Source organism: Variovorax paradoxus, assembly GCF_029919115.1.
Classification (GTDB): domain Bacteria; phylum Pseudomonadota; class Gammaproteobacteria; order Burkholderiales; family Burkholderiaceae_C; genus Variovorax; species Variovorax paradoxus_O.
Genome location: NZ_CP123990.1, coordinates 4602305 through 4620065 on the forward strand (window position 1 = coordinate 4602305; position 17761 = coordinate 4620065).

Annotated in this window: 19 protein-coding genes; 13 read left to right on the top strand and 6 right to left on the bottom strand. The window is 65.5% G+C overall.

From position 1 onward, the window contains the following. The first annotated feature begins 92 nt into the window (after positions 1–92). The 4 genes from slmA to QHG62_RS22130 all read left to right on the top strand — a co-directional run bounded on the left by slmA (position 93) and on the right by QHG62_RS22130 (position 3198). Positions 93–746 carry a nucleoid occlusion factor SlmA gene (gene slmA, locus QHG62_RS22115; RefSeq protein WP_281147788.1) on the top strand — a complete coding sequence of 218 codons (654 nt, stop codon included), beginning with the start codon at positions 93–95 and terminating at the stop codon, positions 744–746. 166 nt (positions 747–912) lie between these two features. After that, positions 913–1515 (top strand): DUF1326 domain-containing protein, encoded by a 603-nt coding sequence (locus QHG62_RS22120; RefSeq protein WP_281147789.1) that lies wholly within the window; start codon positions 913–915, stop codon positions 1513–1515. Then, the gene (locus QHG62_RS22125) at positions 1512–2318 is read left to right on the top strand and encodes a DUF2182 domain-containing protein (protein ID WP_281147790.1); all 807 of its coding nucleotides are present in this window, start codon (positions 1512–1514) and stop codon (positions 2316–2318) included. Before QHG62_RS22120 ends, QHG62_RS22125 begins: the two co-directional genes overlap by 4 nt. After that, entirely contained in the window at positions 2311–3198 is an 888-nt protein-coding gene (locus QHG62_RS22130) for a DMT family transporter (protein ID WP_281147791.1), read from the top strand. Before QHG62_RS22125 ends, QHG62_RS22130 begins: the two co-directional genes overlap by 8 nt. A gap of 24 nt (positions 3199–3222) precedes the next feature. On the opposite strand, the gene QHG62_RS22135 is transcribed toward QHG62_RS22130, so the two are convergent. The 6 genes from QHG62_RS22135 to QHG62_RS22160 all read right to left on the bottom strand — a co-directional run bounded on the left by QHG62_RS22135 (position 3223) and on the right by QHG62_RS22160 (position 9794). After that, positions 3223–4281, bottom strand: a complete 1059-nt coding sequence (locus QHG62_RS22135; protein WP_281147792.1) for a malate/lactate/ureidoglycolate dehydrogenase — start codon at positions 4279–4281, stop codon at positions 3223–3225. A gap of 7 nt (positions 4282–4288) precedes the next feature. Next, the gene (locus QHG62_RS22140) at positions 4289–5815 is read right to left on the bottom strand and encodes a UxaA family hydrolase (RefSeq protein ID WP_281151756.1); all 1527 of its coding nucleotides are present in this window, start codon (positions 5813–5815) and stop codon (positions 4289–4291) included. A gap of 128 nt (positions 5816–5943) precedes the next feature. Next, positions 5944–7338, bottom strand: a complete 1395-nt coding sequence (locus QHG62_RS22145) for a TRAP transporter large permease (protein ID WP_281147793.1) — start codon at positions 7336–7338, stop codon at positions 5944–5946. A gap of 18 nt (positions 7339–7356) precedes the next feature. Further along, positions 7357–7914: a TRAP transporter small permease gene (locus QHG62_RS22150; protein ID WP_281147794.1), complete on the bottom strand. Its 558-nt coding sequence runs from the start codon at positions 7912–7914 to the stop codon at positions 7357–7359. Between the two features lie 126 nt (positions 7915–8040). Continuing rightward, positions 8041–9039, bottom strand: coding sequence for a sialic acid TRAP transporter substrate-binding protein SiaP (locus QHG62_RS22155; protein ID WP_281147795.1), 999 nt, complete (start codon positions 9037–9039; stop codon positions 8041–8043). A 47-nt stretch (positions 9040–9086) separates the two neighbouring features. Next, positions 9087–9794: a FadR/GntR family transcriptional regulator gene (locus QHG62_RS22160; RefSeq protein WP_281147796.1), complete on the bottom strand. Its 708-nt coding sequence runs from the start codon at positions 9792–9794 to the stop codon at positions 9087–9089. A gap of 127 nt (positions 9795–9921) precedes the next feature. Here QHG62_RS22160 and QHG62_RS22165 point away from each other — a divergent pair, with 127 nt between their 5' ends. The 9 genes from QHG62_RS22165 (at position 9922) to QHG62_RS22205 (ending at position 17756) form a co-directional block, all read left to right on the top strand. Beyond that, positions 9922–10656 (top strand): SDR family oxidoreductase, encoded by a 735-nt coding sequence (locus QHG62_RS22165; protein ID WP_281147797.1) that lies wholly within the window; start codon positions 9922–9924, stop codon positions 10654–10656. Next, positions 10653–11399 (top strand): SDR family NAD(P)-dependent oxidoreductase, encoded by a 747-nt coding sequence (locus QHG62_RS22170; protein ID WP_281147798.1) that lies wholly within the window; start codon positions 10653–10655, stop codon positions 11397–11399. The genes QHG62_RS22165 and QHG62_RS22170 overlap by 4 nt, the downstream gene beginning before the upstream one ends. Before the next feature lie 43 nt (positions 11400–11442). Continuing rightward, on the top strand, positions 11443–12291 hold the full coding sequence (locus QHG62_RS22175) for a fumarylacetoacetate hydrolase family protein (RefSeq protein WP_281147799.1): 849 nt from the start codon (positions 11443–11445) through the stop codon (positions 12289–12291). Between the two features lie 131 nt (positions 12292–12422). After that, positions 12423–13205, top strand: a complete 783-nt coding sequence (locus QHG62_RS22180; RefSeq protein ID WP_281147800.1) for a GntR family transcriptional regulator — start codon at positions 12423–12425, stop codon at positions 13203–13205. Between the two features lie 21 nt (positions 13206–13226). After that, positions 13227–14432: an ABC transporter substrate-binding protein gene (locus QHG62_RS22185; protein WP_281147801.1), complete on the top strand. Its 1206-nt coding sequence runs from the start codon at positions 13227–13229 to the stop codon at positions 14430–14432. A gap of 13 nt (positions 14433–14445) precedes the next feature. Then, entirely contained in the window at positions 14446–15318 is an 873-nt protein-coding gene (locus tag QHG62_RS22190; RefSeq protein ID WP_281147802.1) for a branched-chain amino acid ABC transporter permease, read from the top strand. Next, positions 15315–16295, top strand: coding sequence for a branched-chain amino acid ABC transporter permease (locus QHG62_RS22195; RefSeq protein WP_281147803.1), 981 nt, complete (start codon positions 15315–15317; stop codon positions 16293–16295). Before QHG62_RS22190 ends, QHG62_RS22195 begins: the two co-directional genes overlap by 4 nt. Continuing rightward, positions 16288–17049 carry an ABC transporter ATP-binding protein gene (locus QHG62_RS22200; protein ID WP_281147804.1) on the top strand — a complete coding sequence of 254 codons (762 nt, stop codon included), beginning with the start codon at positions 16288–16290 and terminating at the stop codon, positions 17047–17049. Before QHG62_RS22195 ends, QHG62_RS22200 begins: the two co-directional genes overlap by 8 nt. After that, a complete protein-coding gene (locus tag QHG62_RS22205) occupies positions 17046–17756 on the top strand; it encodes an ABC transporter ATP-binding protein (protein ID WP_206177139.1) in 711 nt (236 codons plus the stop codon). The genes QHG62_RS22200 and QHG62_RS22205 overlap by 4 nt, the downstream gene beginning before the upstream one ends. Positions 17757–17761 lie beyond the last annotated feature (5 nt).

A 17761-nucleotide genomic window follows, 5' to 3' on the forward strand; every position in this document is an offset into this window, starting at 1 on the left:
TGATTCTGTACGAGCTTTCCCGCCCCGTTTGCGCGCGCTCACTGCGCGACCCTGTGCGAGAATCAATTGATTACATCTTTGCACGCGCTCCCATGCAGAACGAAGAGACAAGCTATCCCGGCGTAGAAACTCCCACAGAGGCGCTGGCAGCCGCCGCCCCCGTGCGAAAGCGCCCCAAGCCCGGGGAGAGGCGCGTGCAGATTTTGCAGGCACTGGCCGCCATGCTGGAACAGCCCGGCTCCGAGCGGGTAACCACCGCGGCACTGGCCGCCCGGCTGGACGTGAGCGAGGCCGCGCTTTACCGCCACTTCGCAAGCAAGGCCCAGATGTTCGAAGGCCTCATCGATTTCATCGAGCAGAGCGTCTTCACACTGGTCAACCAGATTCTCGAGCGCGAAGGTGCCACCGGCGCGCAGCAGGCCGCAAGAATCCTCACGCTGCTGGTCCAGTTTGCCGAGCGCAACCCAGGCATGACGCGCGTCATGGTGGGTGATGCGCTGGTGTTCGAAAACGAGCGGCTCCAGCAGCGCATGAACCAGTTCTTCGACAAGATCGAAGCCACGCTGCGCCAGGTGTTGCGCGGCACCGCCGCCGCCGATGGCTCTGCAACCCCCACGGTGGACGCCCAGGTGCGCGCCGCCGCTCTCACGGCCTTCGTGGTCGGACAGCTGCAGCGCTTCACGCGCTCGGGTTTCCGCCGCGCGCCTTCGGAACACCTCGAAGCCACGATCGCGCTGATCGTCTGAGCCGCGGCGCGGGCGACTCCGGGCCTCTCTGGGGTACCCACGGCAACAGCCAGGCAGGGTTTGCCGCTCGACTTGCGCAATGCCCGGGCGTACGATCAGCGCCCCCTTGCCGCTGATGAGTCGCGGCGACAAGCCGAGTTCGTGAAGCTTCTGAACGGAGGTTCGTATGAGCTATCACCTGGAAGGTCGCCTGCTTGAAGTTTGCAACTGCAATGTGCTGTGTCCCTGCTGGATCGGCGAGGACCCCGACAACGGCACCTGCGACACCATCGTCGCGTGGCGCATCGACAAGGGAACCATCGACGGCATCGATGTCGGCGGCAACACCATCGCGGCCGTGGCGCATGTGCCCGGAAACATCCTCCAGGGCAACTGGACGGCGGCCATCTTCGTCGACGACAACGCTTCCAAGGAGCAGGAAGAAGCGCTGCTCAAGGTCTACACCGGGCAAGCGGGCGGGCCGATTGCCGACCTGGCCAAGCTCATCGGCGAGGTCGTGTCGGTGGAGCGGGCGCCCATTCGCTTTACTGTGAGCGAAGGCAAGGGCGAGCTGGAGATCGGCACCGACTACTACGCCGAGCTGGAGCCCTACCGCGGCGCCACCGGCGGGCAGACCACGCTTTCCGACACCGTGTTTTCCACCGTGCCGGGCGCCCCGGTGTTCGTCGGCAAGGCGCCCACCTACCGGTCGAAGAACCCCGCCCTGGGCATCGACCTGAACCTGAAGAACCACAACGCGTTGCAAAGCACTTTCGTGTTCGACTCATGAGCGCCGTGCTGCCGCGCAGCGCCGTCCGGCACCGCCGCGTGTTCGTGCCGGTTCTTGTCGCGCTGGTCACGCTGGCATGGGTGGCGTTGTGGGCCTGGGCGCGCAGCCCTTACGGACGCTATCTCGAACACGGCGACTGGACCGCCTCGGGCCCGGCCGCCTTCCTATGCCAGGTCGTTCCCGCAGGCGATGTGGTCGTGCCTGCCGTGCTTTATGCCGCGGCGTGGATCCTCATGACAGCGGCCATGATGCTGCCGACCACGCTGCCGCTGTTCAACGCCTTCGACCGCCTGACCGCCGGGCGGCCCGACCATGCACGCCTGCTCGCATTGCTGGGGCTCGGCTACATGGCGGTGTGGGGCGCCTTCGGCTTGCTGGCGCATGGGCTGCACAGCGCGGTGCTGGCGCTGCTGGCCAGCGCGCCGACGCTGGCCTGGCATGGCTGGGTCCTCGGTGCCGCGACCATTGCGCTGGCCGGCGCCTTCCAGTTCAGCCGCCTGAAGCACCAGTGCCTCGAAAAGTGCCGCACGCCTTTGAGCTTTGTCATCGAGCACTGGCGCGGCCACGGGAAAGCGCGCCATGCGTTTGCGTTGGGCACCCACCATGGCCTCTTCTGCGTCGGCTGCTGCTGGGCGCTCATGCTGCTGATGTTCGCGCTCGGCACCGGCAGCCTTGGCTGGATGCTGCTGCTGGCAGCGGTCATGGCATTGGAGAAGAACGTTTCGTGGGGCCGCCGGCTGAGCGCGCCGCTCGGGTTCGCGCTGCTGGGATGGGCCGTTTACGTGGTGGCGAGCCATGTCTGAAGCCGTTTCAGAGCTGCGCCGCGGCCCTTCCACCCTGCGGACCATTGTGCTGACGGCGGTGGCCATGCTCGCGTTCGCGGCCAATTCGCTGTTGTGCAGGCTCGCGCTGCAGCGGCAAGGCATCGATCCGGCAAGCTTCGGCAGCATCCGGCTTGTTTCCGGTGCAATCACCCTCGCGCTCGTGGTGCAGCTGAGGGCGCGGCCGCACTCGGCCCGTCGCGCCGACTGGCTGGCCGCCGCCATGCTGTTTGCCTATGTCGCTTTCTTTTCCTTTGCTTACCTCACCCTCTCCGCAGGCACGGGAGCGCTGATCTTGTTTGGGGCGGTGCAGCTCACGATGCTGGGCGCGGGCCTGGGTTCCGGCGAGCGCTTCGGGGCCGTTGCATGGCTCGGTTTTGTGCTGGCGGCAGGCGGGCTCGTCTACCTGGTGTTGCCTGGCGTCGCCGCGCCACCGCTCCTCGGTGCGGTGCTGATGGCCGTTGCCGGCGTCGCATGGGGCGTGTATTCGCTTAGGGGCCGTGGCGTGGCTGATCCGCTGGCCGCCACGTCGCGCAACTTCTTGCGGGCCGTGCCGCTGGCCTTGGTGCTCAGCGTCATCTTTGTGGCACGCGCCCATGCGGACGCGACGGGCATTGCCCTGGCCGTGGCCTCCGGCGCGTTGACCTCGGGCATCGGCTATGTCGTCTGGTATGCGGCGCTGGCCCGTCTTTCTGCCATGCAGGCGGCCACCGTTCAGCTGTCGGTGCCGCTCCTGGCTGCGTTCGGCGGGGTGCTGCTGCTGTCGGAAGCGATCACGCCGCGGCTGGCCGCCGCATCGGTGGCCATCCTGGGCGGCATTGCCATTGTGCTGAGCCAGAAGTCCCGCAACGCACGGCGCTAGCTGGCAGCAGGAGCGCAGGCGCTTCTACGCGATTGCCACGCCCACCTTCGAGCCGGCCGCGACGATTTCTCCCCAGGTCGCATCGTCCAGCCAGATGCCGCTGCGCTCGCGCGCCACGCGTGCGGCGCGCTCGGGTTCGCCGGCGATCTGCACCTGGTCGAAGCCCGCGCCCGGTGGGCTCTGGCGCAGCCAGTCGACGAAGGCCGTCGCTTCCCGCGCGAAGCTTTCCTGCGTTCCCAGCTTCGTGGGATCGATCAGGATCGTCAGCATGCCGTTGAGCACCGTGCGCGCGGTGTCGGCAGGGCGGTGCCACGTGCCGCCGCCGGTGAGTGCGCCGCCCAGCAGCTCGCAAGCCATGGCCATGCCGTAGCCCTTGTGCTCGCCGAAGGTCATGAGCGCGCCGAACAGCCCATTCGATTGCGGCACCACCACCACGCCCGGGTCGTTGGTCGGCGCGCCGCGCTCGTCGATCAGGTAGCCGTCGGGCACCTTCTCGCCCTTGTTGTGCGCAACGCGCATCTTTCCCTGTGCCACGCGGCTGGTCGCAAAGTCGAGCAGAAAGGGTTCGGCCCCCGCCAGCGGAATGCCGATGCAGCAAGGGTTGGTGCCAAAGCGTCCGTCGCCGCCGCCCCATGGCGCCACAACAGGCCGCGACAGCACATTGACGAAGTGCATCGACACCAGGCCTTCGGCCGTCGCCATTTCGGCGAAGTGCCCGATGCGGCCCAGGTGGTGCGCGTTCGCGAGCGTGAAGATGCAGCTGCCCTGCTGCTTTGCACGTGCAATGCCGACCTCCATCGCCTGCACGCCCACGACCTGCCCGTAGCCATGCTGGCCGTCGAGCGCAAGCAGGGTGCCGATGTCTGCGTTGATCTTGACCGATGCATTGGGCACCAGGCCGCCTTCGGCCACTGCGTCGACGTAGCGGGGCAGCATGCCCACGCCGTGCGAGTCATGGCCGCTCAGGTTGGCGAGCACCAGGTTGGCTGCCACCTGTGCGGCTTCGGCCGGCGTGCTGCCGGCGGCTTCGAGGATGCGGGCGCAGTGCGAGCGGAGATAAGAGGCTGGAAGTGTTTGAGGCATAGGTTCCTTACATCACGGCGCCGACTTGCCACGGCACGAATTCGTTTTGGCCGTAGCCATGCTTTTCACTTTTCGACGGTTCGCCGGACGCGGTGGCCAGCACCAATTCGAAGATGCGCTGGCCCATCTCCTGGATCGAACTGCTGCCATCCACGATCTCGCCGCAGTTGATGTCCATGTCCTCTTCCTGCCGCTGCCACAGTGCCGAGTTGGTCGCGAGCTTGAGCGAAGGAGAGGGCGCGCAGCCATAGGCCGAGCCGCGCCCCGTCGTGAAGCAGATGATGTTCGCGCCGCCCGCCACCTGCCCCGTGGCGCTCACCGGGTCGTAGCCCGGCGTGTCCATGTAGACGAAGCCGTGCGCCGTTACGGGCTCTGCGTATTCGTACACCGCCTCGAGGTTGCTGGTGCCGCCCTTGGCCACCGCGCCGAGCGACTTTTCGAGAATCGTCGTGAGGCCGCCGGCCTTGTTGCCCGGCGAGGGGTTGTTGTTCATCTCGCCCTGGTTGATCTCGGTGTAGTGCTCCCACCACTTGATGCGGTCCACCAGCTTCTGGCCCACCTCGCGCCGCACCGCCCGCCGCGTGAGCAGGTGCTCGGCGCCATAGACTTCGGGCGTTTCGCTCAAGATGGCCGTGCCGCCATGCGCCACCAGCAGGTCGACCGCCGCACCCAGCGCCGGGTTGGCGCTGATGCCCGAGTAGCCGTCGGAGCCGCCGCATTGCAGGCCGATGGTGATGTGCGCCGCACTGCAAGGCTCGCGCTTTACCGCATTGGCGCGCGGCAGCATCTCGTTGATGAGTGCAATGCCTTTCTCGACCGTCTTGCGCGTGCCGCCCGTGTCCTGGATGTTGAAGGTGCGAAAGTTCTCGCCCTCTGCCAGGTGGCCCGTTGCCAGCCAGGCGTTGATCTGGTTCGCCTCGCAGCCCAGGCCCACCACCAGCACGCCCGCAAAGTTCGGGTGCGTGGCATAGCCCGTGAGCGTGCGCTCCAGGATCTGCATGCCCATGCCCTGCGTGTCCATGCCGCAGCCCGTGCCGTGCGTGAGCGCCACCACGCCGTCGACGTTCGGGTAGTCCGCCAGCGCAGCCGGATTGGTCTTGCGCGAAAAGTGGTCGGCTATGGCGCGCGCCGCCGTGGCCGAACAGTTCACGCTCGTGAGCACGCCGATGTAGTTGCGCGTGGCCACGCGGCCGTCCGCCCGCTTGATGCCCATGAATGTGGCCTCGCGCTTGGCGGGCGCCGGCTTCACGTCGGCGCCGAAGGCGTAGTCACGCTCGAAGTCGCCCTTGTCGGGCCCCATGTCGAGGTTGTGCGTGTGCACGTGCTCGCCGGCCGCGATCGGCTTGCTCGCAAAACCGATGATCTGGTTGTAGCGGCGCACCGGCTCACCCGCGGCAATGGCGTGCGTCGCTACCTTGTGGCCGGCGGGAATGAGGCCGCGCACGGCAAAGTCTTCGACCTTGGCGCCGCCGACCAGCTGGCTGCGCGCGATCACGACATCGTCGGCCGGATGGAGACGAATAAACGGGGTCATGGATGCCATGGATGAATCTCCTGGGGAACACCGCGGAACCGGCTTTGCCGGGCCGCTGGTGTTGCCCCCTGCAAGGGGGTTGGCGAAGCGACACGAAGTGCGCGAAGACTGGGGGTGTGCAACATTTCTTAGAAGAACATTTTGGGCAACCACAGTACCAATGAAGGCACATAGGTAATCACGACCAATGCCAGCAGCAGCGGAATGAGCCACGGCAGGATGGCCATCGTCGTGCGCTCGAAGCTCAGCCCCGCCACGCGCGCCAGCACGAACAGCACCATGCCCATCGGCGGATGCAGCAGGCCGATCATCAGGTTCAGCACCATCACCAGGCCGAAGTGAATCGGGTCGACACCCAGCTGCGTGGCAATCGGCAGCAGGATGGGTACCAGAATGGTGATGGCGGCGGTGGGCTCCAGGAAGCAGCCAACGAACAGCATCAGCAGGTTGGCCAGCAGCAGGAACACCCAGGCTTCCTTGGTGAAGCCGAGCACCCAGCTGGCGATGTCGGTGGTCACGCCGGTTGCGGTGAGCATCCAGCCAAAGATGGAAGCAGCCGCCACGATGAACAGCACGGTCGACGTGGTCTCGATGGTGTCGAGGCACACCTTGACAAACATCTTCCACGAGAGCGTCTTGTACCAGGCAAAGCCGAGAATCATGGCCCACACGCAGGCGGCAATCGCGCCTTCAGTCGGGGTGAAGAGGCCCGTGCTCATGCCGCCGATCAGCAGCACCGGCGTCATGATAGGCAGCAGCGCCTCGAACTTGAAGATCTTGTCGAGCACGAAGAGCGATGCCAAGCCTGCAAACACCGTGAGCTGCGGCGGCGTGCCCAGCTTTGCCACCAGCAGCCAGATCAGAAGCGGCCAGGCGATCACCACGGCCAGTTCGCACATGGCCTTGAAGAAACGCGTGCTCGAAAACTTGACGTCGCCGCCCCAGCCGTTGCGGTGGGCAAAGTAGGCGACCGTCAGCATCATCAAGATGGCCAGCAGCGCGCCGGGCAAGATGCCCGCAAGGAACAGCGCCCCCACCGACACATTGGCCATCATCCCGTAGATCACGAACGGAAGGCTCGGCGGAATGATCGGACCCAGCGTGGCCGAGGCGGCAGTCACGCCTACGGCAAACTCGGTCGAATAGCCGTGCTCCTTCATGGCCTTGATCTCGATGGTGCCCAGGCCGGCCGCATCGGCAATGGCCGTGCCGCTCATGCCCGCGAAGATCACCGAACCAAGCACGTTCACATGGCCGAGGCCCCCCTTGAGCCAACCCACCAGCGCCAGCGCGAAGTTGTAGATGCGGGTGGTAATGCCCGCGTTGTTCATCAGGTTGCCGGCCAGGATGAAGAAAGGCACCGCCAGCAGCGGGAAGCTGTCGATCCCGCTCACCATGCGGTGGATGACCACGAACGGCGGCAGGCTGCCGCTCACCAGGATGTAGGCCAGCGACGCGCCGGCCATGGCCACGGCCACCGGAATGCCGCCCGCCATGAAGATCAGGAAAAATATTTTGAGCATGCAGTGTTCTCGTCGGGCTCAGTGGTCGGCCAGGGTGGATTCGGGGCGTTCGAGCACGCTGTAGCCGCGCTTCCAGTGAATGCGCGCCACCTGGACCGAACGCCAGGTCATCGCGATGAAGCCGAACAGGCACAGCGCGTAGACGATGTTCATCGGCGCATCGACGATGGTCATGCGCGTGTTGTTGCCGATCTTCAGCATCATTTGCACCGTCATGATCACGGCCGCAACGAAGAAGGCGGTGCGCAGCACATCGACCGCGCGCGACACCCATCGGCCCATCGCAGCAGGCATGTGGCGATAGAAAAAGTCGACCTGGATCTGGTTGTTCTTCGCGACCCCCACGGCCGCGCCGATGAAGACCACGGCAATCAGCATGTAGCGCGCCACTTCTTCGGTCCACGCGGCCGAGTCGTTCATCACGTAGCGCGTGACGAACTGGTAGAACACCGTGAGTCCGAGCAGCCAGAAGATCGCAAGCGAGATCCAGCCTTCGGTGATGGTGGAGGAAAGGTCGACGGCCTCGTCTTCCGCATGGAAGTGGCCCTCGTCGTCAATGATTTTTTGTTCGGTCATGCCAAGTCTCGTGAAAGGGTGCGGGCCCATTCCAGGAACACCGCGGAACCGGCTTTGCCGGGCCGCTGGTGTTGCCCCCTGCAAGGGGGTGGGCGAAGCGACACGAAGTGCGCGCAGACTGGGGGTTTACTTGATTGCCGTGATGCGGTCGTAGTCCTGCTGGCGATAGCCGTGGTCCGTGGGCTTGGTGTTCTTCAGCACGGCTTCGCGGAACGCGGCCTTGTCCACCGTGATCACGTTGTTGCCCTTCTTCTTGAACTCTTCGACCAGGCGGGCTTCCGAAGCAATGATGTCGCGGCCTGTCTTTTCAGCGGCTTCCTGCATCACTTCGGTGAAGATCTTCTTCTCGTCTGCCGAGAGCTTGCCCCACAGCTGGCCGGAGGTCACCGTCAACAGCGAGTCGACGATGTGGCCCGTGAGCGAGATGTTCTTCTGCACCTCGAAGAACTTCTTGGCCTCGATGGTCGGCAGCGGGTTTTCCTGCGCATCGACCGTGTTGTTCTGCAGCGCCAGGTAAACCTCTGCAAAGGCAATGGGCGTGGCATTGGCGCCCAGCGCCTTGGGGAATGCCAGGTACGCGGGTGCATCGGGCACGCGGATCTTCAGGCCCTTCATGTCCTCCGGCTTGGTCACCGGCTTGGCTGCGCTCGACGTCACGTGGCGCGCGCCGTAGTAGTTGAGCGCCGTGATGTGGTTGCCGCTCTTTTCGTCATAGCCCTTGGCAAGCTCCTGGAACACGTCGCTCTTGGCGTACTTCAGCAGATGCTCCGCGTCGCGGAAGATGAACGGAAAGTAGGTAACGGCCAGCGGCTTGTACGTGTTGCCTGCAAAGCTCGCGCCCGTCAGCACAATGTCGACCGTGCCGAGCGTCATGCCCTGGTTGATGTCCGCTTCCTTGCCAAGGCTCGATGCGGGAAACACCTGGATGTCGTACTTGCCGTTGGTGCGCTTCTTGATCTCTTCGGCCGCCCACACGGAATACTTGTGGAACGGCTCCGAGGTTTCGTACACGTGGGCCCACTTGAGCTTGGTCTGCGCACCGGCCATGCCGGCGGTGCCCAGCGCGGTGGCTGCCAGGGCGCAGGCGGCGACGGCTTTCAGGGTGTTGCGTTTGCTGCTGTTCATCGGGTTGTCTCCGTTTTAGTGGCTGAAAGAAAAATGCTGCTGGCGATTCAGGAAGTTTTTGCGCGGCGCCAGCTCGCGCTGAATCTCTGGTGCGAGTTGTCCATGTGGATGTGCATTGCGGCGCGCGCGCCCTCGGCGTCGTGCGCGGCCACTGCGTCGCGGATGGCCTCGTGCTCGGCAATGGCAGAGCGCCAGGAGGGCACCGTCTCGAAGTAGCCGCCCAGGCGCGTAAAGATGGGCCCATTGCGCGAATCCCAGAAGCTCTGCACCGTTTCCACCAGCACGGCATTGCCGCTGGCCGAGACGATGGCCACGTGGAACGCGCGGTCGCCGTCCAGCGGCAGCACGTCGCGGTCGGCAAGTTCGCGCATCAGCTCGATCGCGCGGCTCATGGCGTCGATGTCCTTGCGCTTGCCGACGGTGGCCGCAATGGCTGCCGTTTCGCCCTCGATCACCCGGCGCGCGCGAATCAACTCCAGCGGCCCCCATTCGGTGGGCGCCACAGGCTTGCTTGCGCGGTGCGACCGGTCGAGCACATACACGCCCGAGCCGGTTCGAACCTCGACCCAGCCCTCGACCTCGAGCGCGATCAGCGCCTCGCGCACCGAAGGCCGGCTCACGCCGAGCTGCTTGGCCAGGTCGCGTTCGGCAGGCAGCCGTGCGCCGACCGCGAATTCGCCCTGGCCGATCAGCCCGCGGAGCTGGTCGGCAATCTGGCGGTACAAGCGCTGGGGTTCGACGGTCTGTAGCGGCACGGATGGTTGTTAAGGGTTGTCCTGAATTGGACAAGTGGTAAGGCCAATTCAGAATACGATCCGCACCGCGCCATTGCCATCAGGCCAAACCCTGAACGGCCGGTTCCCATCTTTCAAGGAGACATGCATGAGACTCAAGGGCAAGACCGTGCTCGTGACGGCGGCCGGACAAGGCATTGGCCACGCGAGCGTGCTCGCCATGGCCGCCGAAGGGGCACAGGTCTGGGCGACCGACGTGAACGAGAAACTGCTCGAACGCTACGCCGGCGTGGCCAACGTCCGTACGGCCAGGCTCGACGTGCTCGACAAGGAAGCCATCGGCGCCTTCTTCAAGAGTCTTCCCGCGCTCGACGTTCTGTTCAACTGCGCGGGCGTGGTGCACAACGGCACCGCGCTCGAGGCCTCCGACAAGGACCTGGAGTTCGCGTTCAACCTGAATGTGCGCGCGCAGTTCTGGACCATCCAGGCAGCGCTGCCCGGCATGCTGGCCGCGGGGCGCGGCAGCATCATCAACATGGCAAGCGTGTGCTCGAGCATGAAGGGGCTGCCCAACCGGTTCGTCTATGGCACCACCAAGGCGGCGGTGCTCGGGCTTACCAAGAGCGTGGCGGCCGACTTTGTGGCGCGCGGCATCCGCTGCAACGCCGTGTGCCCAGGCACCGTCGACACACCCTCGCTCGGCGAGCGCATCAACGCCAACGAAGACCCGGATGCCGCGCGCAAGGCCTTCATTGCGCGGCAGCCCATGGGGCGGCTCGCGCAAGCCGAAGAAATCGCTCCTGTGGTCGTCTTCCTGGCCAGCGACGAATCGGTTTTTGCAACAGGCCAGGCCTTCACGGTAGACGGCGGCATCACCATATGAACCAGCTCGACTTCGCCGGGCGCCATGCCGTGGTGACCGGCGGCGCGGCGGGGCTGGGCTACGGCATTGCCGAGCGGCTGATCGCATCGGGCGGCAGCGTCACCCTGTGGGACCGCGACGAGGCCGCGGCAGGCAAGGCCGCTGCTGCATTGGGGCCGAAGGCCTTTGCGGTCAAGGTCGATGTGGCGCAGCAGCCTTCGGTTGTGGCAGCCGTTGCGCAAACGCTGGCGCATTCGCAGCGCATCGACGCGCTGGTCAACAGCGCGGGCATCACCGGCCCCAACACCAAGCTCTGGGACTACCCGGCGGACGACTGGCGGCAGGTGATGGACGTCAACATCAACGGCGTCTTCCTGTGCTGCCGCGAAGTGGTGGCGCAAATGCGCAAGCAGGGCTACGGCCGCATCGTCAACATTGCCTCCGTGGCAGGCAAGGAGGGCAACCCCAACGCCAGCGCCTACAGTGCGAGCAAGGCTGCCGTGATTGCGCTCACCAAGTCGCTGGGCAAGGAACTGGCCGACACCGGCATTCGCGTCAATTGCGTAACGCCCGCTGCAGTAAAGACCGCCATCTTCGACCAGATGACACCGGAGCACATCGCATTCATGCTCTCGAAAATTCCGATGGGCCGCTTCGGCACGGTGCAAGAGGTGGCCGCGATGGTCGGCTGGCTTTGCACCGAAGATTGCTCGTTTTCCACCGGCGCCGTGTTCGATCTCTCCGGTGGCCGATCCACTTACTAGTCAGACAACCGTCTCCCCCCAAGATCCCCCAAGAAAGGACAACATGAAACTCGTTCGCTATGGCAACCCCGGCAAGGAAAAGCCCGGTCTCATCGATGACGAAGGCCGCTTGCGCGACCTGAGCGCGGTGGTCAAGGACATCGGGCCCGAGCAACTCGGCGATGCCGCGATTGCCAAGCTGCGCAAGCAGAAGATCGACAAGCTGCCGCTGGTCAAGGGCAAGCCCCGCTTCGGCAGCCCCGTGGCCAACGTCGGCAAGTTCATTGCCATTGGCCTCAACTACGCCGACCATGCGGCCGAGTCGGGCCTGCCGATTCCTGCCGAGCCGGTGGTCTTCATGAAGGCGACCAGCTGCATCCAGGGCCCGAACGATCCGGTCATGCTGCCCAAGAACTCGGTCAAGAGCGACTGGGAAGTGGAGCTTGGCGTGGTCATCGGCACGCGCGCGCGCTATGTCTCGCAAAAGGACGCGCTCAACTTCGTGGCGGGCTACTGCACCATCAACGACGTGAGCGAGCGCGAGTTCCAGATCGAGCGCGGCGGCACCTGGGACAAGGGCAAGGGCTGCGACACCTTCGGCCCCATCGGCCCTTGGCTGGTAACGCGCGACGAAGTGCCCAACCCGCAAAAGCTGTCGATGTGGCTCGACCTCAACGGCAAGCGCATGCAGACCGGCAGCACCAAGACCATGATCTTCAGCATTGCCAAGATCGTGAGCTACCTGAGCCAGTTCATGACGCTCCTGCCCGGCGACGTCATCACCACCGGCACGCCGCCCGGCGTTGGCCTTGGCATGAAGCCGCCGCTGTACCTGAAGAAGGGCGACGTGATGACGCTGGGCATCGAAGGGCTCGGCGAGCAGCGCCAGGAAGTGATTCCGTTCAAGCTATAAGCGGCAAGCGAACAGCCACAAACGGCGCGGCGGGCAATTCCCGGCGCGCCGTTTCTCTTTGTGAAGTCGCCGTTTTAAATGTCCCATTGACAGAACATTGAAACTGCAAAAACATCAAAGGCATGTCGCAAATGCCTTTGCCGAAGTACCACCAGATCTATCTGGTCCTGCGTGAGCAGTTGCACGAAGGGCGTTTTGCGGAGGGGCTGCCCGGTGAACTCGCGCTCATGGCGCAGTTCGGCGTGGCGCGCGTCACGGTGCGCCGCGCGCTCGAACAGCTCTCCTCCGAAGGGCTGATCGCACGCAACCCCGGCCGCCGCACGCGCGCACTGCCGCCGCCAGGGGCGGGCGACCCTTCCGGCACCACGAGCCTTGAGCGCGCCAACCTGCGCGGCCTGCTCGAGAACCTCGTCACCATGGGCCTGCACACCTCCGTGAAGGTGATCGAGGTGGCGACGATCACGGCCTCCACCCAGGTGGCCGAGGCGCTGCAGCTGCAGCTGGGCGATGCCGTGCAAAAGGCGGTGCGCGTGCGCTCCACCAAGGAGGGGCCGCTCTCCCACATCACCACCTACGTGCCCGACACCATCGCGCGCCGCTTCGGCCGCCGCGAGCTGTCGAAGAAGCCGATCCTCGTGCTGCTGGAGGAGTCGGGCGTGAAGGTGGGCCGCGCTCACCAGACGATCTCGGCGCGCCTGGCAGACAACGTGCTTGCGCAGCACTTGGACGTGTCGGTCGGCTCGGCCCTGCTCGCGGTGCGCCGCCTCATCTACGACGAAGACGAGCGGCCCGTGCAGTGGCTGCACGGCCTCTACCGCCCCGACCGCTACACCTACGAGATGCAGCTCTCCCGCGTGGGCAGCATCGACGCGAAGGTGTGGGTCAGCAAAGACGTGTCAGCCAAGTTCAACTGAAGAGAAAAAGGAAAGCCCACCATGCAGAACCGCCGCAGTTTCGTGTCGCAGTCCGCCGCCCTGGCAACTGCCGTTGCCTTCCCGCTCGTGGCCGGCGCGCAGCCCAAGGCCGTCAAGGTCGGCGTGCTGCATCCGGTCACCGGTGCGCTCGCCTATTCGGGCCAGCAGTGCCGCCTGGGTGCGCTCATGGCCATCGAGGACATCAACGCAGCGGGCGGCATCAAGTCGCTCGGCGGCGCAAAGCTCGAGGCCCTGCTCGGCGATGCGCAGTCGCAGCCGCAGGCGGGCGCTGCCGAGGTCGAGAAGATGAACGAGGCAGGCGTCTCGGCCATTGTGGGTGCGTATGCCTCGGCCATCTGCCTGGCAACCACGCAGGCTGCGGCCAAGTACAACCTGCCGCACGTGGTGGACGTGGGCGTGGCCGACCAGATCGTGGAGCGCGGCCTGAAGAACACCTTCCGCTTCGGCCCGGGCTACAAGAAGTCGACCGAGGTGGCCATGGCCAACCTGCTGGTGCTCAACAAGGCCGCTGGCAACCCCGCCAAGACGGTGATGATCATCCACGAAGAGTCGCTCTTCGGCGCAGGCACCGCGCAGCTGCTCTCGCGCGAGCTGCCGGGCTACGGCTTCGAGGTGAAGGAGGTGGTCAAGCACGCCAACCCCACGCGCGACTTCAACAACATCGTGCTGCGCATGAAGTCGATCAACCCCGACATCGTGATTCCGGCCAACTACTACAACGAGTACGCGCTGCTCGTGCGCACCATGCAGCAGCAGAAGGTGGTGCCCAAGGCGATCTTCTCGGTGCTGGGCGGCGCGGCGTCGAGCTACAAGTTCGTGAAGGAGTTTCCGGATGCGGCCAACGGCATCATCGACTGCAACCACTGGTTCAACCCCAAGGACAAGCGCGCGCAGGACCTGCGCAAGCGCGTGGAGGCCAAGGGCCAGTTCTTCAGCTACGAGGTCTTCATGACCTACGCGTCGATGTGGCTGCTGGCCGATGCGCTGGAGCGCGCCAAGTCCGCAGAGCGCGCGGCTATCGTCGATGCGCTGGAGAAGAGCACCTTCTCGAACCACTTCATGCCCTACGGCCCGACCAAGTTCGTCAACGGCCAGAACGAGGGCGCGCAACCGCTCATGACGCAGGTGGTGAAGAACGACATCAAGGTCATCATTCCGCGCGACTACCGCGAAGTGGACCCGGTGTTCCCGCTGCGCACGGCCTGAAGCGGAAGGCGGGATGTTCGATTTCGGCATTCTTTTCCCGTCGGTCCTGAACGGGCTGACGACGGGCGCGGTGTACGCACTGATCGCGCTGGGGCTCACGCTGATCTACGGCGTCCTGCACATCATCAACTTCGCGCATGGCGCCAGCCTCATGCTGGCGCTGTACGCGGTGTACTTTCTGAAGGAGCGGCTGGGAATCGATCCCTACCTTGCGCTGCCCATCGTCGTGACCGGCATGTTCGCGCTCGGCTATGCGCTGCAGCGCGTGGTCATCAACCGCGCGGGCCACGGCAAGGACGAGAACATCCTGCTCGCAACGCTGGGCATCGCCATCGTCATGGAGAACCTCGCGCTGCTGTTCTTCAAGTCGGACACGCGCAACATCGACACCGCCTATTCGCTCAGCACCGTTGCCATCGGCCCCGCGATGATCGCGGTGCCCAAGCTCGTGGCCTTCGCGGGCGCGCTCGTGGTCTCGGGCATCCTGTTCTGGATCATGGGGCGCACCGATCTCGGCCGTGCCATCCGGGCGGTTGCCAAGGAGAAGGAGGGCGCCAAGCTCATGGGCATCGACGTGGACCATGTCTACGCAATGAGCTTCGGCATCGGCTTGGCGTGCCTGGGCGCGGCGGCGTGCTTCCTGTTGCCGGCGTACTACGTCAATCCGCAGGTGGGCGGCGGCTTCGTGCTCGTGGCCTTCACCATCGTGGTGCTCGGCGGCATGGGCAGCTTCGTGGGCGCGCTGGTCGGCGGCTTCCTTGTCGGCATCGTCGAATCGCTTGGTGGTCTCTACCTTGGCGAGTCGCTTGGGCAGATCGGCATCTTTGCGATCTTCATCGGCGTGGTGCTGTTCCGGCCGCAGGGCATGTTCGGGGCCAAGGCATGAAAGGCGCACACAGGCAACTCGCGGGCATCGCGCTTTTTGCGGTGCTGGTCGGCTGCGTGCCACTCGTCACAAAGTCGGGCGTCGCGCTCAACTTCGTGATGATGGCGCTCTACGCCACGCTCATCGCACAGGCCTGGAACATCCTGGGCGGCTTCGGCGGGCAGTTCTCGTTCGGGCACGCCCTGTTCTTCGGCACCGGGGCCTACATCCAGGCCATCGCGCAACTGCAAGGCGGCATCAACGCCTGGATCGCGCTGCCGCTGGCCATCATCGGCGGTGCGCTTGTCGGGCTCTTCGTCGGCGCGCTCAGCTTCCGCTATGGCCTCAAGGGGTCTTACTTCGCGCTCGTCACGCTGGCCTTCGCGGAAGTGTTCCGCATCCTCGCGCTGTCGGTTAACTTCACGGGCGGCGGCGTGGGCCTGATGGTGCCGCTGCGCGAATCGGTGGCCAACCTGCAGTTCTCGTCGCGCGCGGGTTACCTGTGGGTCGTGCTGGCAATGGTCGTCGCGGCGCTGCTGGTCACCTGGTGGCTGCGCAACGGACGCTTCGGCGCCTACCTGCAAGCGGTGCGCGACAACGAAGATGCGGCCCGCGCCGTCGGCGTCGACCCGTTCCGCGTGAAGCTCGGGGCCATCGGCCTTTCGGCGGCGTTCATGGGCGCCGCGGGCGCGTTCTACGTGCAGGTGTTCCAGTACATCGACGCGGGCATTGCCTACGGCCCGGCCGTGTCGATCGAGGCGCTGGTCGCGGCCATCGTCGGCGGCATGGGAACGATGTGGGGGCCGGTGCTCGGCGCGGTCGTGCTCCATGTGCTGTCGGACCTCACGCGCAACCTCTTCGGCGAACTGCCCGGCATCAACATGGTGATTTACGGCACGGTGCTTGTGCTGATCGTCATCTTCGTGCCGCGCGGCATCGCGGGCATCGGGCTGTCGGTGCGGCAGCTCTGGCAGTCGAAAGGAGACCGCCATGACTGACGCCCTGCTGGCCATCGACGGCCTTTCGCGCTCTTTCGGCGGCCTGAAGGCCGTGCAGAACGTGAGCCTCTCGGTGCGCGAGGGCAGCCTCAGCGCGCTGATCGGACCGAACGGCGCGGGCAAGACCACGCTGTTCGCGCTGATGTCCGGCTTCCTGAAGCCCGACACCGGCACCGTGCGCTTCGCGGGCGAGGACATCACCGGCCGCGAGCCGCACCGCAATGCCGCGTTGGGCATGACCCGCACCTTCCAGATCGTGAAGCCCTTTGCGGCGCAGACGGTGCGCGAGAACATCGCCGTGGGTGCGCACCTGCATGTGCGCGGCCGCGCCGAGGCGCTGCAGAACGCCGAGGCCGTCGCGCTGCGCGTGGGCCTTGCGCCGCAGCTCGATAAGCCCGCATCGGACCTCACCGTGGCCGGCCGCAAGCGCCTCGAACTGGCCCGCGCGCTTGCCACGAAGCCGCGCCTTCTGCTGCTGGACGAAGTGCTCGCCGGCCTCAACCCCCAGGAGATTGCCGAGATGATGCCGGTGGTGCGCGGCATTGCCGACAGCGGCGTCACGGTGCTGATGATCGAGCACGTCATGCAGGCCGTGATGAACCTCGCCGAGCACGTGTGGGTGCTCGCGCAGGGCCAGCTCATTGCCGAGGGCAGCCCGGCGCAAGTGACCTCCGACGACAAGGTCGTCGAAGCCTATCTGGGCCATGGCACCGCGGCGCGGTTGCGCAAGGCCGCATCGGGAGTTGAGGCATGAGCGCGCTTTTGGAGATTCAAGGCCTGCGCGGCGGGTACGGCCGCGTCGAGGTGCTGCGCGGCGTCGACCTGCAGGTAAATGCCGGCGAGATGGTCGCGCTGCTCGGCAGCAACGGCGCGGGCAAGTCCACGCTCAACAAGATGGTCTGCGGCCTGTGCCCCGCCTGGGGCGGCACGGTGCGCTTCGACGGCAAGGACCTGAGCGGGGCGCACTACCGCGACGTGGTCAAGGCCGGCCTCATCCAGGTGCCTGAGGGCCGCAAGGTGTTTCCCAACCTGAGCGTGCTGGAGAACCTGGAACTCGGCTCCTTCACCCGCGCTCGCGAGCGGCGCGCGGCCAACGTGGAGAAGATGTTCCACATCTTCCCGCGGCTGCGCGAGCGCATGGCGCAGCACGCCGGCACGATGAGCGGCGGCGAGCAGCAGATGCTGGCCATCGCACGCGGGCTCATGGCCGAGCCGGTGTTGCTGATCCTGGACGAACCTTCGCTCGGGCTTTCGCCGCTCCTGGTCGAAGAGATGTTCTCGCTGATCCGCGAGCTGCGCGACGGCGGCCTTGCGGTGATGCTGGTCGAACAGAACGTGGGTCAGTCGCTCGAAATTGCCGACCGCGCCTACGTGCTGGAGAACGGCAGCGTGCGCTTCTCGGGCCTGCCCGGCGAATTGCTTGGCAGCGACGAACTGCGGCGTGCCTACCTGGGGCTCTAAGCCCG